Raw genomic sequence first — 18,866 nt, 5'->3', positions numbered from 1 at the left:
TCCGTAAGTTGGGTTGTGTCGTCCTTCTCGTCGACTGTTGCGCGGCCTACCGCGCCGAGCTCGCCGGATTGGCCACCGGGTAGTCGCTTGTCCGCCTAAGCTTGACCAGTGCGGGCTCTTCGATCGGGAGCCGTCGGACATCGGACGATCCCAGGGACCGCTCGATCGCGCGGACCCCCGCCACCATTGCCGCGAGCTCCTCGGGCTCGGTGGACACACTCTGGTCGGAGCCCCACATCGTCCGGTCCAACGTGATGTGCCGCTCCAGGAACTCGGCGCCCAACGCAGTGGCGGCGAAGACGGCGTACGGTCCGGTCTCGTGCGAGGAGTAGCCGACCGGGACGCCGAGCTCGGAGCGCAGCGTGAGCATCTGGCGCACGTTGCTATGGTGGTCAGGACACGGATATGCGCTCACACAGTGCATGACGCCCGCGACGTCGCCGAGCGTACGCACAGCGGCCGCCACATCTTCCATGTCCGCCCCGCCGGTCGACATGAGGACAGGAACGCCAGCGGCGCGACAGGCTCGCAGGAGGCCATGATGCCCAAGCAGCGGACTTGGAACCTTCATGTAAGGGGGCTTGAACTGGGCCATGAATTCCACGGACGCCTCGTCCCAGACCGACGCGAAGCAATCGACGCCCGCCTCGCGGCTCGCCTCGAACAGTCGGCGGTATCCGTCTGTGTCGAACTCCAGTCCCCGCTTGAGGTCGCCGTTGGTGGCACCGAAGACGGACTCACGGGGACGGGCCAGTTCCTCTGGCGAATAAACTCTAGTCAGGTCCCGCCTCTGAAACTTCACTGCGTCGCAGCCAGCCGCGGCGGCGGCTCGGATTAGCTCCTGGGCCGTGTCGATGCTGCCGTTATGGTTGATGCCGATCTCGGCGATGAAATAGGTGTGGCGAACGTCCATCAATGTCCCCGAGTAGTCATCGTGGTGCCTGGTACCCGCGATGACCACGCTTCCGCCGACATGCTCTCCCATGTGTCGCCTGAGCGATCCAGGCCGGATACGGCCCGGACCGAATGATCATCGTTCATTGACCCTAGACCGGTTCCGAAACCCCTTTCAAGGCTTGACATCAGCATCCCGCTATGGCATAAACCATCAGGGCTTGGCCGTACGGAGAAATTCTGGGATCGGTTCGCGAAGGGAGCACAGGTGCGGTCCCAGCGTTGGATCTCATTTTCTGCGCCAAATGACAGCGGGATGCCCTATGCGCCATCGGCTGGTACGGGCATTATGCGGCCGGGCAGCGAACCGTACTGTTCAGCGAGAAACAGCCGAAGTGCGAGTACGAACGGTTCTACAACCAGCATCGAGCCCATCACGCCCTCGCCCAACGGGCTCGGCTGCGCGCCATGCCGGATCCGTCACAGATCCCGAGCGAATCGCCAACCTGAACATACGCCGACGAGACCGACTCGGAGGAATCCTCCACGAGTACGCGCATGCCGCTTGAACTGCATGGATGGAATTTTCGGCAGGCGCAATCTACTGAGCAAGAAAGCCGGGGGTTACGCCGGATCGGAGATCGCGAGTCCGGTCTTGACGATGAAACCGTTCAGCAGGTCGGGCCGGTACTGCAGGGGTTTGAGCCGGTTCTTGATCAGGATGGTGAGCTGGTCGATGCCGCCGACGGCGAAGTTGAGGACCTTGGCGCGCAGGTTGGACCAGACGCCTTCAACCGGGTTCAACTCAGGCGCGTACGCGGGCAGCCGGTAGACCAGCAGCCAGTCGGCATGGGCGTCGATCCATTGGCGCATCTCGGCGCTGATGTGTTCGGGCAGGCTGTCCCAGACCAGCGAGATCGGCCCGCCGAGTTGGGCGTGCGCGGCCTGCAGCAGGGCCGTGAACTGCTCGACGCCGAATCCCCTGGGCTCGTGTTTGCGCCGGTGGTAGGTGAGCGTGCGGTAGATCAGCCGGGTCCGCATCCCGGGCTTGGCGCAGATCAGCGCGGCGATCGAGGTCCGGCCGGATCCGCCAGCCGACACCATCAGGACCGGGGTGCGGCCCTGGGGCGCCCACGTTTTGCCCCTGGGCGGCCTCAGGCCCTGGCCGGACTCGTCGGCGAAGACGAGCCACGAGCCCCAGGCCGCCCGGGTGCTTTTATCGCCGGCCACACCCGCTTGATCCAGGTGGCGATCTGCGCCTCGTCGCGCCGGGCCGCACGATGCGCCGGCACCTGGAACGACCAGCCGAGCCGCTTCAGCAGGTAGGCCACCCCGCGCGGGGTGTGGGACAGGTGGAACCTGTCGGCGATCAGTACGGCGACGCGGGCGGCCGTCCAGCGCTGGTCGTCCCAGCCGTGCACGACGGCGCCCTCGCCCAGCAGGGCCTCCAGCCGCTCCAGTTGCGCATCGGTGAGCCTACAGCCGGTCCCGGCGGCGCCCTTGGAGGTCAGCGCGCTCTTGCCGCCTCGTTTCCACAGCGCGTGCCACTCGTAGGCGGATTTGCGGGTGATGCCCAGCAACCGGGCGACCCGCGGCGGTGTGATCTTTCCGGCGAACATGTCCGCGGCCTGGAACCGCACCGCCTCGCGCCGGTCCCGTTCCGGTGCGGACAATCCTCCGCTTCTGTCGGAGTACCTCATACTTCCAGGCTGCCACCTGGATAAACGGGCTCTATCGGGTACCCGTCCTGAGGTCACGCCCAGCTTTCAGGCTCAGTATGTCTTCCTTGGGACCGTCACCGTCGTCGCAGTCCTGGCCATCTAGCTTCGCACCTGATTCAAGGAACAGGCCTTAAGGCGCTCCGCGATCGCTGCGGTCGCGTCGTTCATGCCTGTGCACCGAATTTGTCGATCTTCCGATAGGTAAAGGTGCGCGCCTGCTCTCGCGAGATAACCCGCCCGCCCTGTCTATCCGCCGTACCGCGCACGCAAACAGCGGCCCACTGGCCCTCATTGAGCAGTTTGGTACTAGCGGATGTGTACCTCATTGCTAAGCCGCAGCGCCGACGTGAGCTAACATTTGCCTCGCTGCCATGGACCAAATTTCCGTCGAACACGGTCATGCAGCCGCCACGTAGCGGCAGCGATACGAGTGCGGCACGCTCCTCATCGGCCAAGGCCAGCTGCTGGTCCACCAGGTTAGCATCCGAAGGATCGGCGGCGGTGTGCGCCCGGGCTTCGGCGTGTTCAGCCGCAACTCGCGGAAGTACACGCAAGCACCCGTTATCGTCGTCAACTTCGTCCACAGCCAGCCAGACATTCACTTGGGAACACGGGTAGAGTCCGGCGTAGTCGGCGTCGCGGTGCCACGGTACGCCAAGCGTACTCTGAGGCGGCTTAACGATGAATCGCGATCCGAGCATCAGAATATTCGGACCGACGAGCGCGTCAATCACATCAAGTACGGATGGGCTGGTCGCCACCGACCATATGAAATCCCGATCGAGATGACGGTCGTGCAACTGAAAGCTAGGCGCCAAGAGGTCGATGCCTTCTCGCTCTACCAACGTGTCGAACTGGGCGGCGAACTCACGAGCGGCGTCGGGTGCGAGAACCTCGACCGAGTCGATAAAACCCCGGTGACGATAACTGTTCAGTGCGGTGATCGCTGACATTACCCCTCCACAGGTCAGTTTGAGGCGTACACGATGAATGATTTCCGTGATGATCGGAGCCAGCATTTCCGGTAGTGGTTGCTGCGGGCGCGGGTCCGGCGCTGCCACCAGGCGATCGCGCGGGTCGAAGGTTCAGGTGATGGTCGTGGTCAGGCGTGCAAGGAGTTGGCGGACCTCAGCGGATGTGAGGCGGACCAGGCCGCTTGGACTTTTAGGGCGTGAGCTAAGAAAGGCTCCTTCATGATCCTAATGTGTGGTAGCGTGAGTAAACATGTCAAGTGTTCCCACTACCTGCAGATTGGCGCGACATGTAGCTCGCGTGTAGGTCCAGCTTGCGCTCGTGCCCCCTCCGCAGCACCCGAAGGAACCTCAAGGACCATAGTGCGCCTCTCCTGCCGCAGCGTTCCCGTCGCGGGGGACGGTGGCGTAGCCCTTTCCTGGGGCGAGGACGCCACGACCGACTTGGGGCCCGCTGTGTTCGGTTCGCCGATCGCTGGCGCCGCGATCCTAGGGAGCCGGGGGTACGTCGTCACGCGGGGCCTGGCTCCGGCTCATGTCGGCGAGCTCGACCTGACTGGCGATCGGGTGTTGCGCAATGTCGAGCTGCCCACCGGTCACGGCGGCTGGGGGGCGGTGGCCTCGGACGATGCTGTGTATGTAGGCACGTATCCAATTGCTGCTGTGCACCGGGTGGATCTGGACACCGGAACAGTGACGTCCTTTCCGCCGCTCGGTGATGAGCTATATGTCTTCGATCTGGCCTTGTCACCTGACGGGCGAATCTACGCCGGTACCTATCCAGGCGGGAAGGTCTATGAGATCGACCCAATGACGGGCGGAGTCCATGACCTCGGTCCAGCCGAGGTCGGCCTGAAGTACGTCCGATCTGTCGCGGTCGGCCCAGACGGTACGGTGTATGCAGGGACCGGCAGCGCTGCTCGGCTCGTCGCGATCGACCCTAGCACCGGTGCTCGGCGCAACCTCCTGCCAGCCGAACTACTCGGAGAGTCATTCGTCTACGCTGTCGCCGTCTCACGAGACGTGGTCGTTGCTGGCACCGAACCAGGCGGCAAGCTCCTCGTGCACCAATTAGCCCATCCGGACCGCCAGACGGTGGTGGCCTCAGGCGAGCGCACCATCGACGCCGTTGCGATCGACGGCCGAAGAGCGTGGTTCACTGCGCGCCCCAGCGGGGCACTCTATGTATACGACATAGACACGGCAGCGCTGACCCGGGTGGGTGTCCCCTGCCCCGGGCAGGAGACGCGAGGGCTGTTTGTCCGGAGCGGCAGAGTGCAGGGCGCGGCTGCTGGCGGGCTGTGGTGGCGTTGGCCGCCGGGAAGCGACGGCGTTGTTGACCTGCACGGGGCAGGATTACGGGAAGGACCGGAGCCGCTACAGTCGATGTCCTACGCAGGCGCCGGCAGAGTAGTGGTTGGCGGAAATTTCGGCCTGGTCGTGCACGACCTCAACTGTGGCACAGCAACGCGCAGGCCTATGACCGGCGAGGCCAAGACGATGGTCTCGGTGTCCGGCAAGACGTACATGGGTGTCTATCCAGGCGCGGTCGTACAGCTGTATGACCACCGTACCGACGAGATCAAGATGGTCGGCCGTATCGGGGGCAGATCCAACCGGCCGCGGGACTCCTTCTATGATCCCCACTCACGCCTGCTGCTCCTAGGCACGCGCAATCAGTATGGCCACACAGGCGGCGCTCTCGCCGTAGTCGATCTCGAATCCTCTCGCATTGATACATATGACGACATCGTGCCGGACCAGGCGATTGCCGCAGTCATGGCCCACGAGGGTGTGGCGTACCTGGGAACCGAGATCTCGGCAGACGGCATCACGCCAACCGCCACCGAGGCCATCCTCGTAGCGTTCGACCTGGCTGGCCGGAGGGTGGATTGGGTGTGGAAGCCGCTGGCGGGCGCCGCCGGTTACGTCAGCCTTCAGTGGCACGAGGGGTTGCTCTACGGGGTCACGACCGACTCGCGGATCGTCGTCCTGGACGTGCCCGGTCGCAAGGTGCGTGCGACCGGCATGGTCGCGCAGGGCTGGCCGGGCGAGTTCGCGCTGTACGCCGGCGGTCTGTTTCTGGTAACGAGTGAGGCGCTCTTGCAGGTGGGTGCCGACGCGTCGGCCACGGCGGTCCTTGAATGCCTCGCTGACGAAGGGTGGGGTAAGCCGCTGCTGGCCGTGGATGAGAAAGAGGGGTATGTATTCACATGCAGCAACTCCTTCTGACGGGTTCGCAATTCGAACGTCCGTACCCGCCGGCGGGAATGAGTCTCAGATGACCCGGTCTCTGATGAGCCGAGGGTCAGGTGTGGACGCCCGTCCTCTGTCGGTCGCGGTCGTTACCCCGTGGTTTCCCACGGAATCAACTCCCTACAGAGGGTCGTTCGTAGCCACCGCCGCCGAAGCCGTCAGTGGCCTGGCGGAAGCGGTGACCGTCTATCACTTCCAACCGAGGGGCAGTGGGCGCCCAACCACCTCTGTGCCGGTTCAGTCGACCGCCAATGTGACAGTCGAGGATGTGTTTTTCACCGAGGCGCCCTTCACGACCTTGGGCCAGTCGGTGCGGAACCGTGCCCGAGCTTTCCGCGATCATACGAAGGGCAGCCTTCAGACGCCTGTGGTGCACGCACATGTTGGTCTGACCGGAGGGTGGCCGGCGGTGCAGGCTGCTGGAAGGCAGTCGAAGGTGTTCGTAACGGAGCATGCGAGCTTCCTCGAAGCGCAACTCGCCGACGACGACGCTAGGAAACTGTATGAGGAGGTTGTCCGGGAGTGCACCCGGTTCTTCTGCGTCAGCGGTGTTCTCAGGGGAAAGCTTGTTGCCGCTTTCCCGTATCTGGCGGACAAGATCGACGTGGCGCCCAATGCCGTGCCAATTGAGCGCATCACGCTGCGCCCGGAACCGGTGCGCGAGCTCCGACGCTGGCTTTACCTTGGAGGCTTTCTCAAGAGCAAGGGCATCGAACAGGTGCTTGATGCTTTCGCTCACTGCCGGGCGTCGCGACCGGAGCTATCCCTTACCATGGTCGGCGGCGGCGCGGACTGGCCCTGGCTTAGCCGCCGCGTAGCGGATATGAACCTGACCAGCGATGTCACTCTGCTGGACGCCGTCCCGCACCAGCAGGCGCTAGAGCTGCTCTACAGCCATGATCTCTTGGTACACGCGAGCCATTACGAGACATTCGGGATGACACCCATCGAAGCGATCTCGAGCGGCATGCCGGTCCTCGTCACCAGATGTGGCGGACCTGAGGAGACGCTGTCAGGTGTGATCGCCCACGCCGGAGAGCTGGTGCCTGTCGCGGACAATGGCACAGAGCTCGTCAGCGGGTACGAACGCCTCGCCAGCCGGCTCCCGCAACTAGACCTTCGGCGGGCACGTGCCACTCTGGAGCGCAAGTACGGGCTGAGGGCGGTGGCCGACTTCTATTCGGTGCACTATTTCGGCGATCATCTGGTATAGCCGGTCGGGCGGGTCATGCCACGTGCCGTTCGAGAGCATGGACCACCCGCCGGGCGGCGCAGCCGTCACCATAATGGGCGCCGGGCCGCGTAGCAGGCGCGGGACGTGTTGCGATGGCCGCCCATTCTGGGCCCTCAAGCTTGTCAGGGTCGGGTACCAGGACGTTCCAGCCGTTCGCGAGGGTCTCTGTCCACTCGGTCTCGGAGCGCAAGGTCGTGCAGGGACGTTCAAGGAGGTAAGCCTCCTTCTGGAGCCCCCCCGAATCGGTAATCACACCTGCGGAGCCTAGTACCGCGGCCACCATGGAGGAGTAGGAGAGAGGGCGCTCGACATGAATCGCTCCGAAGGCCAGCTGGACACCGTGTTCACTGGCCCTGGCCAGCAGCCGTGGGTGAGCGAGCAGCACGACCTGTACGGGTAGGCGCCCAAGAGCGGCCACGAGCCGGGCCAGCCGTTCAGGTGCGTCGGTGTTCTCCGCGCGGTGCAGAGTGGCCAGGAGGTAAGGCGACGTTGAGGTCACACCGTCCGGCAGTCCTGGCCCCTCATTCGCCAGGACCATCTCGCGGATCTGCATGCAGATGTCAGCCATCACGTCTCCGACGAGGACTGAGCGTGCTGCCAGCCCTTCGGCTGCGAGATGGCGTAGGGCCTTCCGGGTCGGTGCGAGAAGGAGGTCCGCACTGTGATCAGTGAGGACCCGGTTGTGCTCCTCGGCCATTCGCCGGTTAAACGAGCGTAGACCGGCCTCGAGGTGTGCCACAGGCACCTGCTGTTTGACCGCCGAGAGGGCGCCCGCCAAAGTGGAGTTTGTGTCACCGTACACGAGCACACAGTCGGGGCGCTCGCGAGACAGAATCGGGTCGAGGGCGGCAAGGATAGCTCCGGTCTGTACGCCGTGACTAGCGGATCCTACGCCGAGGTTCACCTTCGGTGCCGGGATCGCCAATCCGGTAAAGAAGGCATCAGACAAGCGGACGTCGTAGTGCTGACCCGTGTGGACGATGACATGCTCATGAATCGAGTCAGACAAGACCGCTGCGACAGGCGCGAGCTTGACGAACTGCGGGCGGGCGCCCACGATGCTGACGATCTTCAACTGCTCTCCTTTTGCCTTCGTGAGGAATCCGGCGACGAAGCCGTGCGGCACGCACCCGGACGTGCGATCTGCAGGGCCGCCCAGCTCCGTCAGCCGCCGAGGACGATGCGGCGGACGCCCGTCCAATGAGCTGGATCCGTGACACGTCGTCCGTCGACCAGTACCTGGACCCCCGGTAGGTCCCCTGCCGTCAACGACTGGTACTCAGGGTGGTCCGTCTGGACCACCGCCGCGGTGACGTACTCGCCGTTGTAGGGAGGCAGCCCTAGCTCGACGAGTTCCGCCGCGCTGAACATTGGGTCCGCGACCAGCGGCCGGGCGCCGCAGCGGCGGAGGGCTTCCACCGTAGGGAAAACTCCGGAGAATGCCGTCTCCTTGACACCACCCCGATAAGCGGCGCCGAGTATAAGGACATCTAGCCCGGCTAGGCCACCGACCTCGGCAGCGAGCAAGTCCACCGTGTATTGGGGCATTCCCGCATTTGTCTCCCGCGCCGCTCGCACCACGGTCGCCGCCGGGTCGTTCCACAGGTAGAGCTGGGGATAGACAGGAATGCAATGGCCGCCGACGGCTATTCCTGGATTGTGTATGTGACTGAACGGCTGTGTATTGCAAGCCTCGATAACCCTCATCACGTCGACGCCGATTCTGCCGGCGAACCGGGCGAACTGGTTGGCCAGGCCGATGTTGACGTCCCGGTAGGTGGTCTCGGCGAGCTTCGCGAACTCCGCAGCCTCGGTCGATCCGAGATCCCACACGCCGTTAGGGCGTGGGAGATCGCTACGTTCGTCGAAGGCCAGCACAGCTTCGTAGAACCGGACGCCGTGTCCGGTGGACTCCTCGTTTATACCGCCGACTAGCTTGGGATAACGGCGCAGATCTGCGAAGACCCGCCCAGTTAGCACCCGCTCCGGGCTGAATACAAGGGAAAAGTCTCTACCCGCCACCAGTCCCGAGCCCTGCTCCAGCATCGGCGCCAATCGTCCGCGGGTGGTTCCCACCGGCAGCGTCGTCTCGTAGGACACCAGAGTGCCGCGCCGGAGCCCGCGCGCAACCGCGTGAGTGGCGCTGTCCATAGCTCGGAAATCCGGCGTGCCTGCCCCATCGACGGCCAGGGGCACCACGATGACCACCGCGTCGCAGTTCGCGACCGCCTCCGTCGTATGCGTGGTGGCCGAAAGCCGGCACGCGTCTACTACGGCGCGTAGCCGGGCCTCAAGCCCGGCTTCCCCCGGAAAGGGGGGCGTCCCGTCGTTGACGAGCTGAACGGTCCGCTCTGAGATGTCAGCACCTATCACGTGATGCCCCCCGCCGGCAAACTGCACGGCGAGCGGCAGGCCGATCTTGCCCAGGGCGACGACGCAGATCCTCATGCTGCTCACTCCCCACCGGTTCGTGCTGCCAGCAGCCTGCACAACCGGCTCAACTCCCCTTCACCGCAGCCGGGAAGTCACTCGCTGGTCCGCACGGCACCGTACCGGCCTGTGCCGCCGATCGGACAACGGCGCTGGCGACCTCGACAGTGCGCAGTCCTTCGCGCAGAGCGACGATGTCGCTGCGTACGCCTCTGACCGCGTCGCGGAAGCACTCATGCTCCACCCACAGCGGTTCCCGCTTCGTGATCGCGTATCGGATCATGGACCCCTCCGTGATTCCGCGGAAATTACGCAGCACCTCCCACTCCGTACTGGCCGCGCCGTTCGCGTAGAAACTGAGATCGGCGGTGAGCGTATCGGCGACGAAGCAACCGTGCTCGCCCGTGACCACGGTGGAGCGCTCCTTGAGCGGGCTCAGCCAGTTGACGAGATGATTGACGATCGTGCCGTCGGCAAGCTCGCCCACGGCGGCCACCATGTCCTCATAAGGACGACCGCTGCGTCTGAGGGTGCGAGCCGACACCGAGGCATAAGGCTGGCCGGTCATCCAACTAGTAAGGTCGATGTCGTGGGTGGCCAGGTCCATGATGACACCGACGTCCATGATGCGGCGAGGGAATGGTCCCTGCCGACGGGTCGCGACTTGGAAGACCTCGCCTAGCTCGCCCGCCTCCAACCGTGTGCGCAGATTGCGTAGCGCTGGGTTGTACCGCTCGATGTGACCAACACTGGCAACCAGGCAATGCCTTTCGAATGCCTCGACGAGCCGGCGGGCGGCCTCGACGGACTGGGCAAGTGGCTTCTCGATGAGGGCGCAGACGCCATTCGCCGCCAGTTCGAGGCCGACAGCCTCGTGCATGGACGTCGGGCAGGCCACCACCGCGTAGTCGAGATCCAGGGCCAGCAGTTCGGGAAGGGAGCGCACCACCGGCACCGGTGTTGTCCCCTTCCGGGCACCCTGGGGATCGGCGATGCCGACCAGTTCCACGCCGTCAAGTTGAGAGAGCACCCGAGCATGCTGCTGGCCCATGGCCCCAAGCCCGATGAGGCCAGCGCGGAGATCCCGCCGCACGCTCACCGCAGGGTTCCCAAGCTGTTCACGGCGCTGGCGACCCGTTCCAGATCGGCCACTGTCAGCGACGGATAGATGGGCAGGGACAGCACCTCGGCGGCTGCCCGATCGGTCTCCGGCAGATGCCAGGGGGCCGGTTGTCCCGCCGGGGCGAGATAGGGCTTGAGTCGGTGGATCGGCGTCGGATAGTAGACAGCACTGCCGATGCCCAAGCTCGCCAGGACCTGACGTGCGTTATCCCTGCCTTCCTCGATGCGGATGGTGTACTGATGGTAGACGTGGTGCACTGTCTCCCTGACGGGAGGCGTGACTACCCCCTTGATCCGGGAGTCGAGGAAGCTCGCATTCGTCCTGCGCTGCTCCGTCCATTCGGGGAGCCGCGCCAGCTGTACACGGCCCACCGCAGCGGACACGTCGGTCATACGCATGTTGGCGCCAACGATCTCATTCGCGTACGGCTGCTGCATGCCCTGATTGCGCAGGAGCCGCACGCAGTGAGCTAGCTCGGAATCCGCAGTCACAACCATGCCGCCCTCCAAGGCGTGCATGTTCTTGGTGGGATAGAAGCTGAAGCAGCCCGCGATCCCAAAGCTCCCCGCAGGTTGCCCGTCCAGCGCCGCACCATGGGCTTGGCAGGCGTCTTCCACGACGGCTAGGCCATGTCGCTGCGCGAGCGGCATGATCTGGTCCATAGCCGCCGGATGTCCATAGAGGTGAACTGGCATTATGGCCGCTGTTCGCGGTGTGATCGCCGCTGCGGCGGCCCGCGCATCGAGGCAGAAAGTCTCCGGCTCAATATCCGCGAAGACCGGTTTCGCACCCGCCAACCGGACGACATTTGCGGTCGCCGCGAAGGAGAATGAGGGCACGATCACCTCGTCACCTCGACCAATTCTGAGCGCGAGAAGAGTTAGCAGCAGAGCCGAGGTGCCCGAGTTCACAGCCACGCATTCGCGGTCCCCCAACACCTGCTGGGCAAATTCTCGCTCGAACGCATCGACCTCTGGCCCCTGAACCACTCTGCCGGTACGCAGCACGCGAACGACTGCCTCAATTTCAGCCTCCCCGATGACCGGGAGGACCGGTGGGATTGCGGCTTGCTGAGGTGTGGACTTCAGCGCCATTCCGTCGAAAGGACGGGCCCCGCTCATGTCGGCTCCTTTGCGCAATATGGTCCGCCTCTCCCGGCACAGCGCAATTCCGTGCGCAGCGAATGAGCGCATGAATTACATGCCCTTACAAGGGGCAATTTACGGCTGGCGAGAGGCGCGGACGCGAGTGTGAATCACACTCCATATTAGATACGGAGTGCGACAAATATAATGAACTCCGTGACACCATTTTTCGATCTTGCTAGTATGCGACAACGAAACATTCCTCGACGGTTCGTGTTAGCTGAACCGACGGACCGTTGGCCGGGTTTCGGGTAGCAATCCTCGATGCACTCTGTTTGTTCGTATTGACGCGGAGCTCTATGGTAGATCACGAAAGTTGAGTAAGAACCAGGCATAACCAAAACATGATCGACGACTTGGATGTGTCATGTCAAGCAGCGAATAGGGAATCGTTTGATTAGGCGAGGAAGCCAGGCCTCTAGTCGCGCTCTCAGCATCTTCTGGCCAGATGGCTTGACCCTTCGGGGGCTTAGATGCCTGAGAGTCTCAGGAGGCGCGCACATAATTAATACGGTACCCTGATGTTCATATTGGCGCTTGAGCTCTGCGGGCAATGGAGGATGTGACCACATAGCCGAGGCGCCAAAGGCAGGGTGAACGTCTCGAATACGAAGCCGACCCTGATGAGCGACGAGACGATCATTCTCAGTCGCCGTTGCACGGACCCGCGCTAGGCTGACCGTGCACGCTAAGCTCTTCGTCACCTGTCCCTCCGACCTCCAGGCCATCGACGCCAGATTGACATGCAGTTGTTGCGTCGGCTCTCTTCCGCGCTACCGGAAGCGAGCTCTAGGTTTGACCTTGAATAATTTCGATGGCGGGCTGATTGCCCGGCCTGATCGAGCGAGCTGGACAACCATTTATGCAACCATCTGATTTCTTTGCGCACCCATCGGCCGAGATAGAGGAAGGCGCCCGTGTAGGAGCCGGCACAAAGGTCTGGCGGACGTCGCATATCCGTGCGTCGGCCTCCGTCGGCAGTAACTGCGTCATCGGGAGAAACGTCTACGTAGACGCCAACGTGGTGATCGGCGACTCCGTGAAGGTCCAGGACAACGTCTCGGTCTATCGAGGTGTGACCCTTGAGGATGGGGTTTTCGTCGGGCCGAGTGTGGTGTTCACCAACGATCTGCGACCACGGGCGCAGAACCCCGGCTGGCAGATTACCGAAACGGTTGTGCGCAAAGGTGCCTCGATCGGCGCCAACGCCACCATCGTGTGCGGGGTCGAGATCGGTCGCTATGCGATGGTCGCTGCCGGCTCGGTAGTGACGAGGGACGTCTCCCCGTACCAACTGGTCGCTGGCAATCCCGCCCGGCCGATGGGATGGGTCGACGCCGAAGGAGAGGTGGTATCTCGGGACGCCTCCAACTTCCATGCGGGCGACAGTGACGCAGGTGGCCCGTAACTGCCCAGCTGCTCTCATGCCTGGGCGCTCGCACAGAGCACAGCATATGGCCCCCCCGCCACGAGGAGGTCCTCGTGTGGCCCCCGTTGCACCACTCTGCCGCCAGCGAAGACAACTATTTCATCGGCCGTGGCCGCCGTGGCCATCCGGTGCGCGACGATGATCGCTGTGCGTCCGTGGGTTAGCCGCCGCAGCGCTTGTTGCAGCCGTGCGTCTGTTCCGGGGTCGATCGCCGACGTTGCCTCATCCAGGATCAGTAGGTCTGGGTCGGCGAGTAGGGCTCGGGCCAGGATGACAAATTGCCGTTCTCCTGCTGAAAAGTTCCCGCCCTGCTGACCTGCCATCGTGGCCATTCCCTCTGGCAGAGACTCCAGCCAGTCTTTCAGCCCTAACTCTGCGAATGCCACAGCGATCTCGTCGTCTATGGCGTTGGGCCGGGCGTAGCGCACATTCTCGGCTATAGAGGTGTCGAAGAGAAACCCGTCCTGCGGCACCATGAGGACCCGGTTATTCAGCGCATCCGAGCCTATATTGCGTGCATCTACACCGCTCAGGAGGACCCGACCATGCGTAGGCTCGATCAGACGAGCGAGCACCTTTACGAAGGTGCTCTTTCCGGAGCCGGTCTCGCCGACCACTGCAATGCGGGATCCTGCCGGGATTTCGAGATCAACTTCATGCAAGACTGGTTGGCCCCCCGGGTAGGCATATGTCACTTGATTAAGGCGTACGGAGAGCGGTCCGCAGGGCATCGTCCTGCCGGACTCCCCGGGATCCCCCACGTCCGGCACCACGTCCAGGACCGCCAATACCCGACGCCATCCCGCCACGGCGTTGTAGGCCTGATTCAGAACCTCCGTCCCTGCCTGAAACGGCATGACGAAGAGCTGCAGGAGGAAGAGGAATGCCAGTAGCTCCCCAAGCGTGATGCCACCGCCGACACCAAGAAACACTCCAAGGGTCATGACGGCCGCAGTCGCCAGCCCGGCGGTAGTCTCGGCGCTGACGAATCGCACGGAGCCGAGGAACTGTAGGCGCCTCAGGATGTGCTCGTGGTCGCCGATCGTGCGGACAATGTGGTCCAGTGTCCGCCGTTCTGCCCCATGGGCGCGCACCACGGCCAAGCCTGCCATTACCTCTGACACGCTGGCGAGGATCGCGGCGATCCCGTCGCGTGAGCGCTCGTACGCTCGCCTGAACGCTGTTTGTAGCCCCCGCAGGATAATCACGAGTGGGACGAAACAGGCCCAGGCCACCAAGGTGAGCTGCCACGAGTAGTACATCATCAGCGCGGTGGCGACGGCTATCTGTCCCGCACTGACGAGCAGGAGCAGACCGCCGCCCTGGATGAAGTGGCTGGCGGCGTCGACGTCGGTCGTCAGGTTCCCAACGAGGACTCCTCGTCGGTGGGCAGCCTGCTGCAGGATGGAGAGGCGATGGATGTGGCGGAAGGCCGCAAGCCGCAGGGACGACAGTGCTTCCGCGGTGGCCCGGCAGAGACGGGCACTCATGAGGTATCCAGCAACCGTCGTGACGAGGATTACAAGCGCTGCGATCCCTGCACCGTGCTGCACTTGTTCCAGGTCGGGACCATTCGGCACACGCACGCCATGATCGATTATGTTCTGCACGGCCGCCGGGATGGCCACGCGGCCGACGGTGGCAAGCACGGCGAGCAGGATGGTGAGAGGGACCGTCCGCCAGAAGCCGGGCGCGAATTGCAGGCCACGCAGGATCGTTGACCACATGCCACGTTCCGATCTCGCCCATGTGCCGGCCTCTCCGCCCTCCCTTGTGCTTCCTCCGTGCACGCTCTGACGTCCTACGTCCGCAGCCGGATAGTGGTGAGCCTGCACATTCTGGCTGGACTCGCCGACTGGGTCCGTTTCGGATTCTTCATGAGCCGTGACGAGCGTCCGATAGCGGCCAAACTCATCCCACAGCTGCTCATGGGTGCCAATGGCGATGACACGCCCCTGCTCAAGAAAGACGACCGTGTCGGCACGGGAAAGCGTGGCCCTATGGTGGGTTACTGCCACGATCGTGCACTCCGACAGGGTGTCGCACAGCCCATCGAGAACGCGGCTCTCGACAACCGGATCGAGGCTGGACGTCACATCATCGACTAACAACAGCCCAGGACGCCTGATCAAGGCCCGAGCAAGTGCTAGCCGCTGCCGCTGACCGCCCGAGAGGCGCGTGCCCCGCTCCCCGAGCCGCGTATCTAGGCCCTCCGGTAGGTCCCTCACGAACTGATCCGCCTGGGCCCCCCGGAGTGCCCGCCAGATCTCGGCGTCGTCCGCGTCCAGTCCCAGTGTCAGGTTCTCCCGAACGCTGTCCATGAAGAGGAACGGGTCTTGAGGAACAATCGCGACCGCTGTGACGAACTGCGCACGATTGATGCACCGCGCATTCACGCCGTTGAGGAGAACCTCTCCGTAAGCCGGTTCGTCGAGCTGAGCCAGTAGCGACAGGAGAGTGGACTTGCCAGCACCCGTTGGCCCTACGACGGCCACCGTGCTGCCTGCCGCGGCTTCGAACGACACATCATTGAGAATCTCCGAGCGCCCATGGCCGAACCGCAGCGCTTGGACTTCGAGCCGTAGCGGTCCACGCGTATCAATCGAGCTGCTGGCACACTCATCGTTTTCTGGCGGAGCGGCGGCGACAGGGAATGCGAGCACTTGACTCACCCGCCGCCACCCAGCCAAACTACGTGGCAGCGCGGCCAGGAATCCACCGATGGTGCGGGTGGGATAAGAGAGCAACGTGAACAGATAGGCCACCTCGACCAAGTCGCCAGCCCCCAGTGACGCCGACTCAATCCGAATGGAACCTACCAATAGGACGGCAATGACTCCGAGGGCGGGAAACAGGTCAAAGGCTGAATCGAACAGCGCCTGACCGCGCCCGAGCCGGATATGGGCGTCCCGCAGCCTCTCGCTCCTGCCCCGTAGCCGATATTCCTCGCGCTCGGCAGCATGCAGTGTCTTCACCGTCAGTGCGCCATCGATGCTCTCGTGTGCAACCGCGCTCACGTCTGCGGCAACGTTCTGTACGTCATCTGCCTCTCGGCGCTGTATGCGCTGGTAGACGACATTCATCGCGACGATCGCGGACACCATCAGGATGCAAACCAGCCCGAAGGCGACGTCCGTGGCGAACGCCGCGCCGACGGCGGTCGTCAGCATCACCAGCACACTTATGGCAGCGGGGAGTGGCGCTATCGGATTCCATGCCGTGTCGATGTCAGAGCCGACAGTGGACAGCAATGCGCCCGTGGAGTGGCGCTGGCGCCATGACAACGGCAGGTGTACGTATTGGTGCGAGACGCGGCGACGATATTCAGCCTGAAGACGGGCCTGCATGATGCCGGACCAGAAACGCCGGCCCACCAGAGCCAGGGCCCTGCCCAAGGTGACGGCGAACAACAACAACGCGCCTGTGACAACGGCAGCCAACGTGGTGTCGCCTTGATGAAACGCTGGCAGGATGGTCTGCTCGGTCACCGCGCCGATGACCTGCGCGGCAAGTACTGTCAGGATCCCGTGGGCCGTGCCCGTTGCGACCGCGGCCATGAAGCTACGAGGTTCGCATCGGATGGCGGTCCACAGCAATGACGCGGCCTCGGCGACCACCCTTGCCCTCCTCATGTGCACACGTCTGTTTAGTCGTCCAAGGGGCTACAGGGCATGGGCGAAGTCCTCCATAGCCTGGGCCCGTTCACGCCAGGTGTTGGCCTCGACGAACAACTCGGCCTCCCGCAATGCCGTCGGCGTAGGCGGTGCGGCTAGGGCCTCTCTAAGACGCTCTGACATCTCCTGCCATGTGGCCACGGCATAGACCAGCGGATAATCGGCGATCGCAGGCAGCGAGGAACTCACCACCGGTATTCCGGCAGCGATGTATTCAAAGACCTTCAGCGGGATGACGCCCGAAGTAACTGGACCTTCTGCGAACGGGATTATCGCAGCAGACGCCTGACGGATGAACTTCGGCAATTCCTGATGAGGCACCCACTCGACCAAGGTCGAGTTCGGCAGGGTACGCAGCCTCGCTTCCTGCTCCTGCACCTGAAGCCCTAGCTCATGATCGTGCCAGAAGCCACGCTTGCCGACCAGTACGAAATTGAATTCCGGACAGGACTTGATTACATTGTAGCAGATGTCCCAGTCAAAAAAAGACGGATTCATTAGTCCGGAGTAGAGGACCATTGGAGGATCTGAGGGGCGTGGCTTTGGGGTGGCAAGGAGCGCTCGCAGGAAGGGTCGGCTGATGGCGTTAGGAATCGTCCTTGTCGGAAGATCGGCCGTCCTCAGATCACGCGCGAGTTCCGGTGTCACGACAGTCAGACCGTTGGCGACTGTGGTGAACGCACGCTCGATTTCGATGTCACCCGTGTGCCACCCGGGCAAGGCGGGGAACTCGGCCCAGGCATCCATACGGTCGTAGACAACTTTTGTCCCCTGGTCGCGCAGTGCCCGGAGCAACGGCAAGAACGCAGTCACGGGAGTGTGGACCCTGGCGTAAGCTGGCCGCAACTCCGAGATCGCCAGATCGATGGCGGCCGAGGGCTCAGGGAAGACTTGTCGAAGCGACCCATCCTCGCTGTTCAGATGAACGACTTCGAGACGCTTGTACAGTGCTGCCGTTTCGGGATTCGCAGCGTGGATGTGCGCGATTGTCTTATCGATATCTATATCGCGATAATCCAAACCACCTTCCCCGGACCAGACATAGATCACGCGGTGTCCGCGCATCAGGTCCTCGATTAGCAAGTTGTAGGGCCGCCGAGACTCCCCCCCATTCCAGAATGGCCACAAGCAAAAACTTGCAATAGTGTCCACGAAAGCTCCTAAATTGTTATATCTTTAGCTGCCATTTGCCCCCCTATCCGCTGCGGTACCATCCCTTCGGCACCGCGGCAGGGAGCAGACGCCCAAGTCGGGTTTGCAGAAAGTCAATAGTCTGTGGGTATGTGGTTCGCATTGCCGAGTCGTGCCGAAGATCAATTAGACGCATTGTTGAACGCCTTGCTGCGCCAGAGTGCACTCCACGCGATTGCTGACCTCTGGGATATGTTTCAGCGGATGATGTCACCGTCGCCGATCCGCCCACAGGGTGGTGGACGACGGCGGGGCCCAGGGCCCCGGCAAAGTAGAGACTTGTCCGATTCGGCAGTTTGGGGGTTGAGACTGAGATCTGTGACGACCTGCATCGAAACCCCGGTCGAGCGTCGGAGCGAAACGGACACTCCGGCATGTTCTTCTACTATGCCGGAGCCCTGCGGCGGGGCCGATGACCGTCTGATCTTGGCAGCGATCGTATTCGTGGCCACTGCCGACTGCCCCTGGCAGCAGTTTCCGCCGATCTCGGCGATGAAATAGGTGTGGCGAACGTCCATCAATGTCCCCGAGTAGTCATCGTGGTGCGTGCCGCGATGACCACGCTTTCGGCCGACGTGCTCCCATGTGTCGTCTGAGCGATCCAGGCCGGATACGGCCCGGACCGAATGATCATCGTTCATCGACACTAGACTGGGCCCGAAACTCCTTTCAAGGCTTGACATCAAAATTCTGCTGTGGCATGTGTCCTGTCAGCCTCGATGACTCACGCCCTGACGGTGTCGGCTGAGTCAATCGGCATGGCGGAAGTTTCCGCCTGATCATCCTTTTCTGTGTGTC

The 18,866-nt window shown here is 63.2% G+C and carries 13 protein-coding genes; 3 read left to right on the top strand and 10 right to left on the bottom strand.

Annotated elements, in window-relative coordinates; translation table 11 throughout:
• Positions 1 to 46: 46 nt before the first annotated feature.
• The 4 genes from AB0J87_RS50265 to AB0J87_RS50250 form a co-directional block, all read right to left on the bottom strand.
• On the bottom strand, positions 47 to 985 hold the full coding sequence (locus tag AB0J87_RS50265) for an N-acetylneuraminate synthase family protein (protein WP_363979600.1): 939 nt from the start codon (positions 983 to 985) through the stop codon (positions 47 to 49).
• Positions 986 to 1,518: 533 nt separating this feature from the next.
• Complete coding sequence (locus AB0J87_RS50260; RefSeq protein ID WP_363979597.1) at positions 1,519 to 2,124, bottom strand: transposase; 606 nt, start codon at positions 2,122 to 2,124, stop codon at positions 1,519 to 1,521.
• Positions 2,049 to 2,567, bottom strand: coding sequence for a winged helix-turn-helix domain-containing protein (locus AB0J87_RS50255; RefSeq protein ID WP_363979595.1), 519 nt, complete (start codon positions 2,565 to 2,567; stop codon positions 2,049 to 2,051). The genes AB0J87_RS50260 and AB0J87_RS50255 overlap by 76 nt, the downstream gene beginning before the upstream one ends.
• A gap of 212 nt (positions 2,568 to 2,779) precedes the next feature.
• A complete protein-coding gene (locus AB0J87_RS50250; RefSeq protein WP_363979592.1) occupies positions 2,780 to 3,634 on the bottom strand; it encodes a phytanoyl-CoA dioxygenase family protein in 855 nt (284 codons plus the stop codon).
• A 624-nt stretch (positions 3,635 to 4,258) separates the two neighbouring features.
• On the opposite strand from AB0J87_RS50250, the gene AB0J87_RS50245 reads away from it, so the two are divergent.
• Both AB0J87_RS50245 and AB0J87_RS50240 read left to right on the top strand, forming a co-directional pair.
• On the top strand, positions 4,259 to 5,818 hold the full coding sequence (locus tag AB0J87_RS50245; protein ID WP_363979589.1) for a hypothetical protein: 1,560 nt from the start codon (positions 4,259 to 4,261) through the stop codon (positions 5,816 to 5,818).
• A gap of 49 nt (positions 5,819 to 5,867) precedes the next feature.
• Positions 5,868 to 7,055 (top strand): glycosyltransferase, encoded by a 1,188-nt coding sequence (locus AB0J87_RS50240; protein WP_363979586.1) that lies wholly within the window; start codon positions 5,868 to 5,870, stop codon positions 7,053 to 7,055.
• 13 nt (positions 7,056 to 7,068) lie between these two features.
• Here AB0J87_RS50240 and wecB read toward each other — a convergent pair whose 3' ends face one another.
• The 4 genes from wecB to AB0J87_RS50220 form a co-directional block, all read right to left on the bottom strand.
• Positions 7,069 to 8,151, bottom strand: a complete 1,083-nt coding sequence (gene wecB / locus AB0J87_RS50235; protein ID WP_363979583.1) for a UDP-N-acetylglucosamine 2-epimerase (non-hydrolyzing) — start codon at positions 8,149 to 8,151, stop codon at positions 7,069 to 7,071.
• 89 nt (positions 8,152 to 8,240) lie between these two features.
• Complete coding sequence (locus AB0J87_RS50230; RefSeq protein WP_363979580.1) at positions 8,241 to 9,524, bottom strand: nucleotide sugar dehydrogenase; 1,284 nt, start codon at positions 9,522 to 9,524, stop codon at positions 8,241 to 8,243.
• 49 nt (positions 9,525 to 9,573) lie between these two features.
• Positions 9,574 to 10,599 (bottom strand): Gfo/Idh/MocA family oxidoreductase, encoded by a 1,026-nt coding sequence (locus AB0J87_RS50225; RefSeq protein WP_363979828.1) that lies wholly within the window; start codon positions 10,597 to 10,599, stop codon positions 9,574 to 9,576.
• A 2-nt stretch (positions 10,600 to 10,601) separates the two neighbouring features.
• Positions 10,602 to 11,750, bottom strand: coding sequence for a DegT/DnrJ/EryC1/StrS family aminotransferase (locus AB0J87_RS50220; RefSeq protein WP_363979577.1), 1,149 nt, complete (start codon positions 11,748 to 11,750; stop codon positions 10,602 to 10,604).
• Positions 11,751 to 12,600: 850 nt separating this feature from the next.
• Here AB0J87_RS50220 and AB0J87_RS50215 point away from each other — a divergent pair.
• The gene (locus AB0J87_RS50215; protein ID WP_363979574.1) at positions 12,601 to 13,182 is read left to right on the top strand and encodes an acyltransferase; all 582 of its coding nucleotides are present in this window, start codon (positions 12,601 to 12,603) and stop codon (positions 13,180 to 13,182) included.
• Positions 13,183 to 13,196: 14 nt separating this feature from the next.
• On the opposite strand, the gene AB0J87_RS50210 is transcribed toward AB0J87_RS50215, so the two are convergent.
• Positions 13,197 to 16,820, bottom strand: coding sequence for an ABC transporter ATP-binding protein (locus AB0J87_RS50210; RefSeq protein ID WP_363979572.1), 3,624 nt, complete (start codon positions 16,818 to 16,820; stop codon positions 13,197 to 13,199).
• A gap of 45 nt (positions 16,821 to 16,865) precedes the next feature.
• Positions 16,866 to 18,029 (bottom strand): glycosyltransferase, encoded by a 1,164-nt coding sequence (locus AB0J87_RS50205; protein WP_363979569.1) that lies wholly within the window; start codon positions 18,027 to 18,029, stop codon positions 16,866 to 16,868.
• Positions 18,030 to 18,866 lie beyond the last annotated feature (837 nt).

Origin of the sequence: Nonomuraea sp. NPDC049625 (genome assembly GCF_040675285.1) — a bacterium.
In the GTDB taxonomy this organism is placed as follows: Bacteria; Actinomycetota; Actinomycetes; order Streptosporangiales; family Streptosporangiaceae; genus Nonomuraea; species Nonomuraea angiospora_A.
This window is presented reverse-complemented; position numbering and strand designations above follow the sequence as displayed.

Excerpts from the sequence above, each read along its gene's own strand:
- AB0J87_RS50220 (WP_363979577.1), bottom strand. The coding sequence starts at position 11,750 with ATGAGCGGGGCCCGTCCTTTCGACGGAATGGCGCTGAAGTCCACACCT.
- AB0J87_RS50240 (WP_363979586.1), top strand. The coding sequence starts at position 5,868 with ATGACCCGGTCTCTGATGAGCCGAGGGTCAGGTGTGGACGCCCGTCCT.
- AB0J87_RS50250 (WP_363979592.1), bottom strand. The coding sequence starts at position 3,634 with ATGCTGGCTCCGATCATCACGGAAATCATTCATCGTGTACGCCTCAAA.
- AB0J87_RS50265 (WP_363979600.1), bottom strand. The coding sequence starts at position 985 with ATGGGAGAGCATGTCGGCGGAAGCGTGGTCATCGCGGGTACCAGGCAC.
- AB0J87_RS50230 (WP_363979580.1), bottom strand. The coding sequence starts at position 9,524 with ATGAGGATCTGCGTCGTCGCCCTGGGCAAGATCGGCCTGCCGCTCGCC.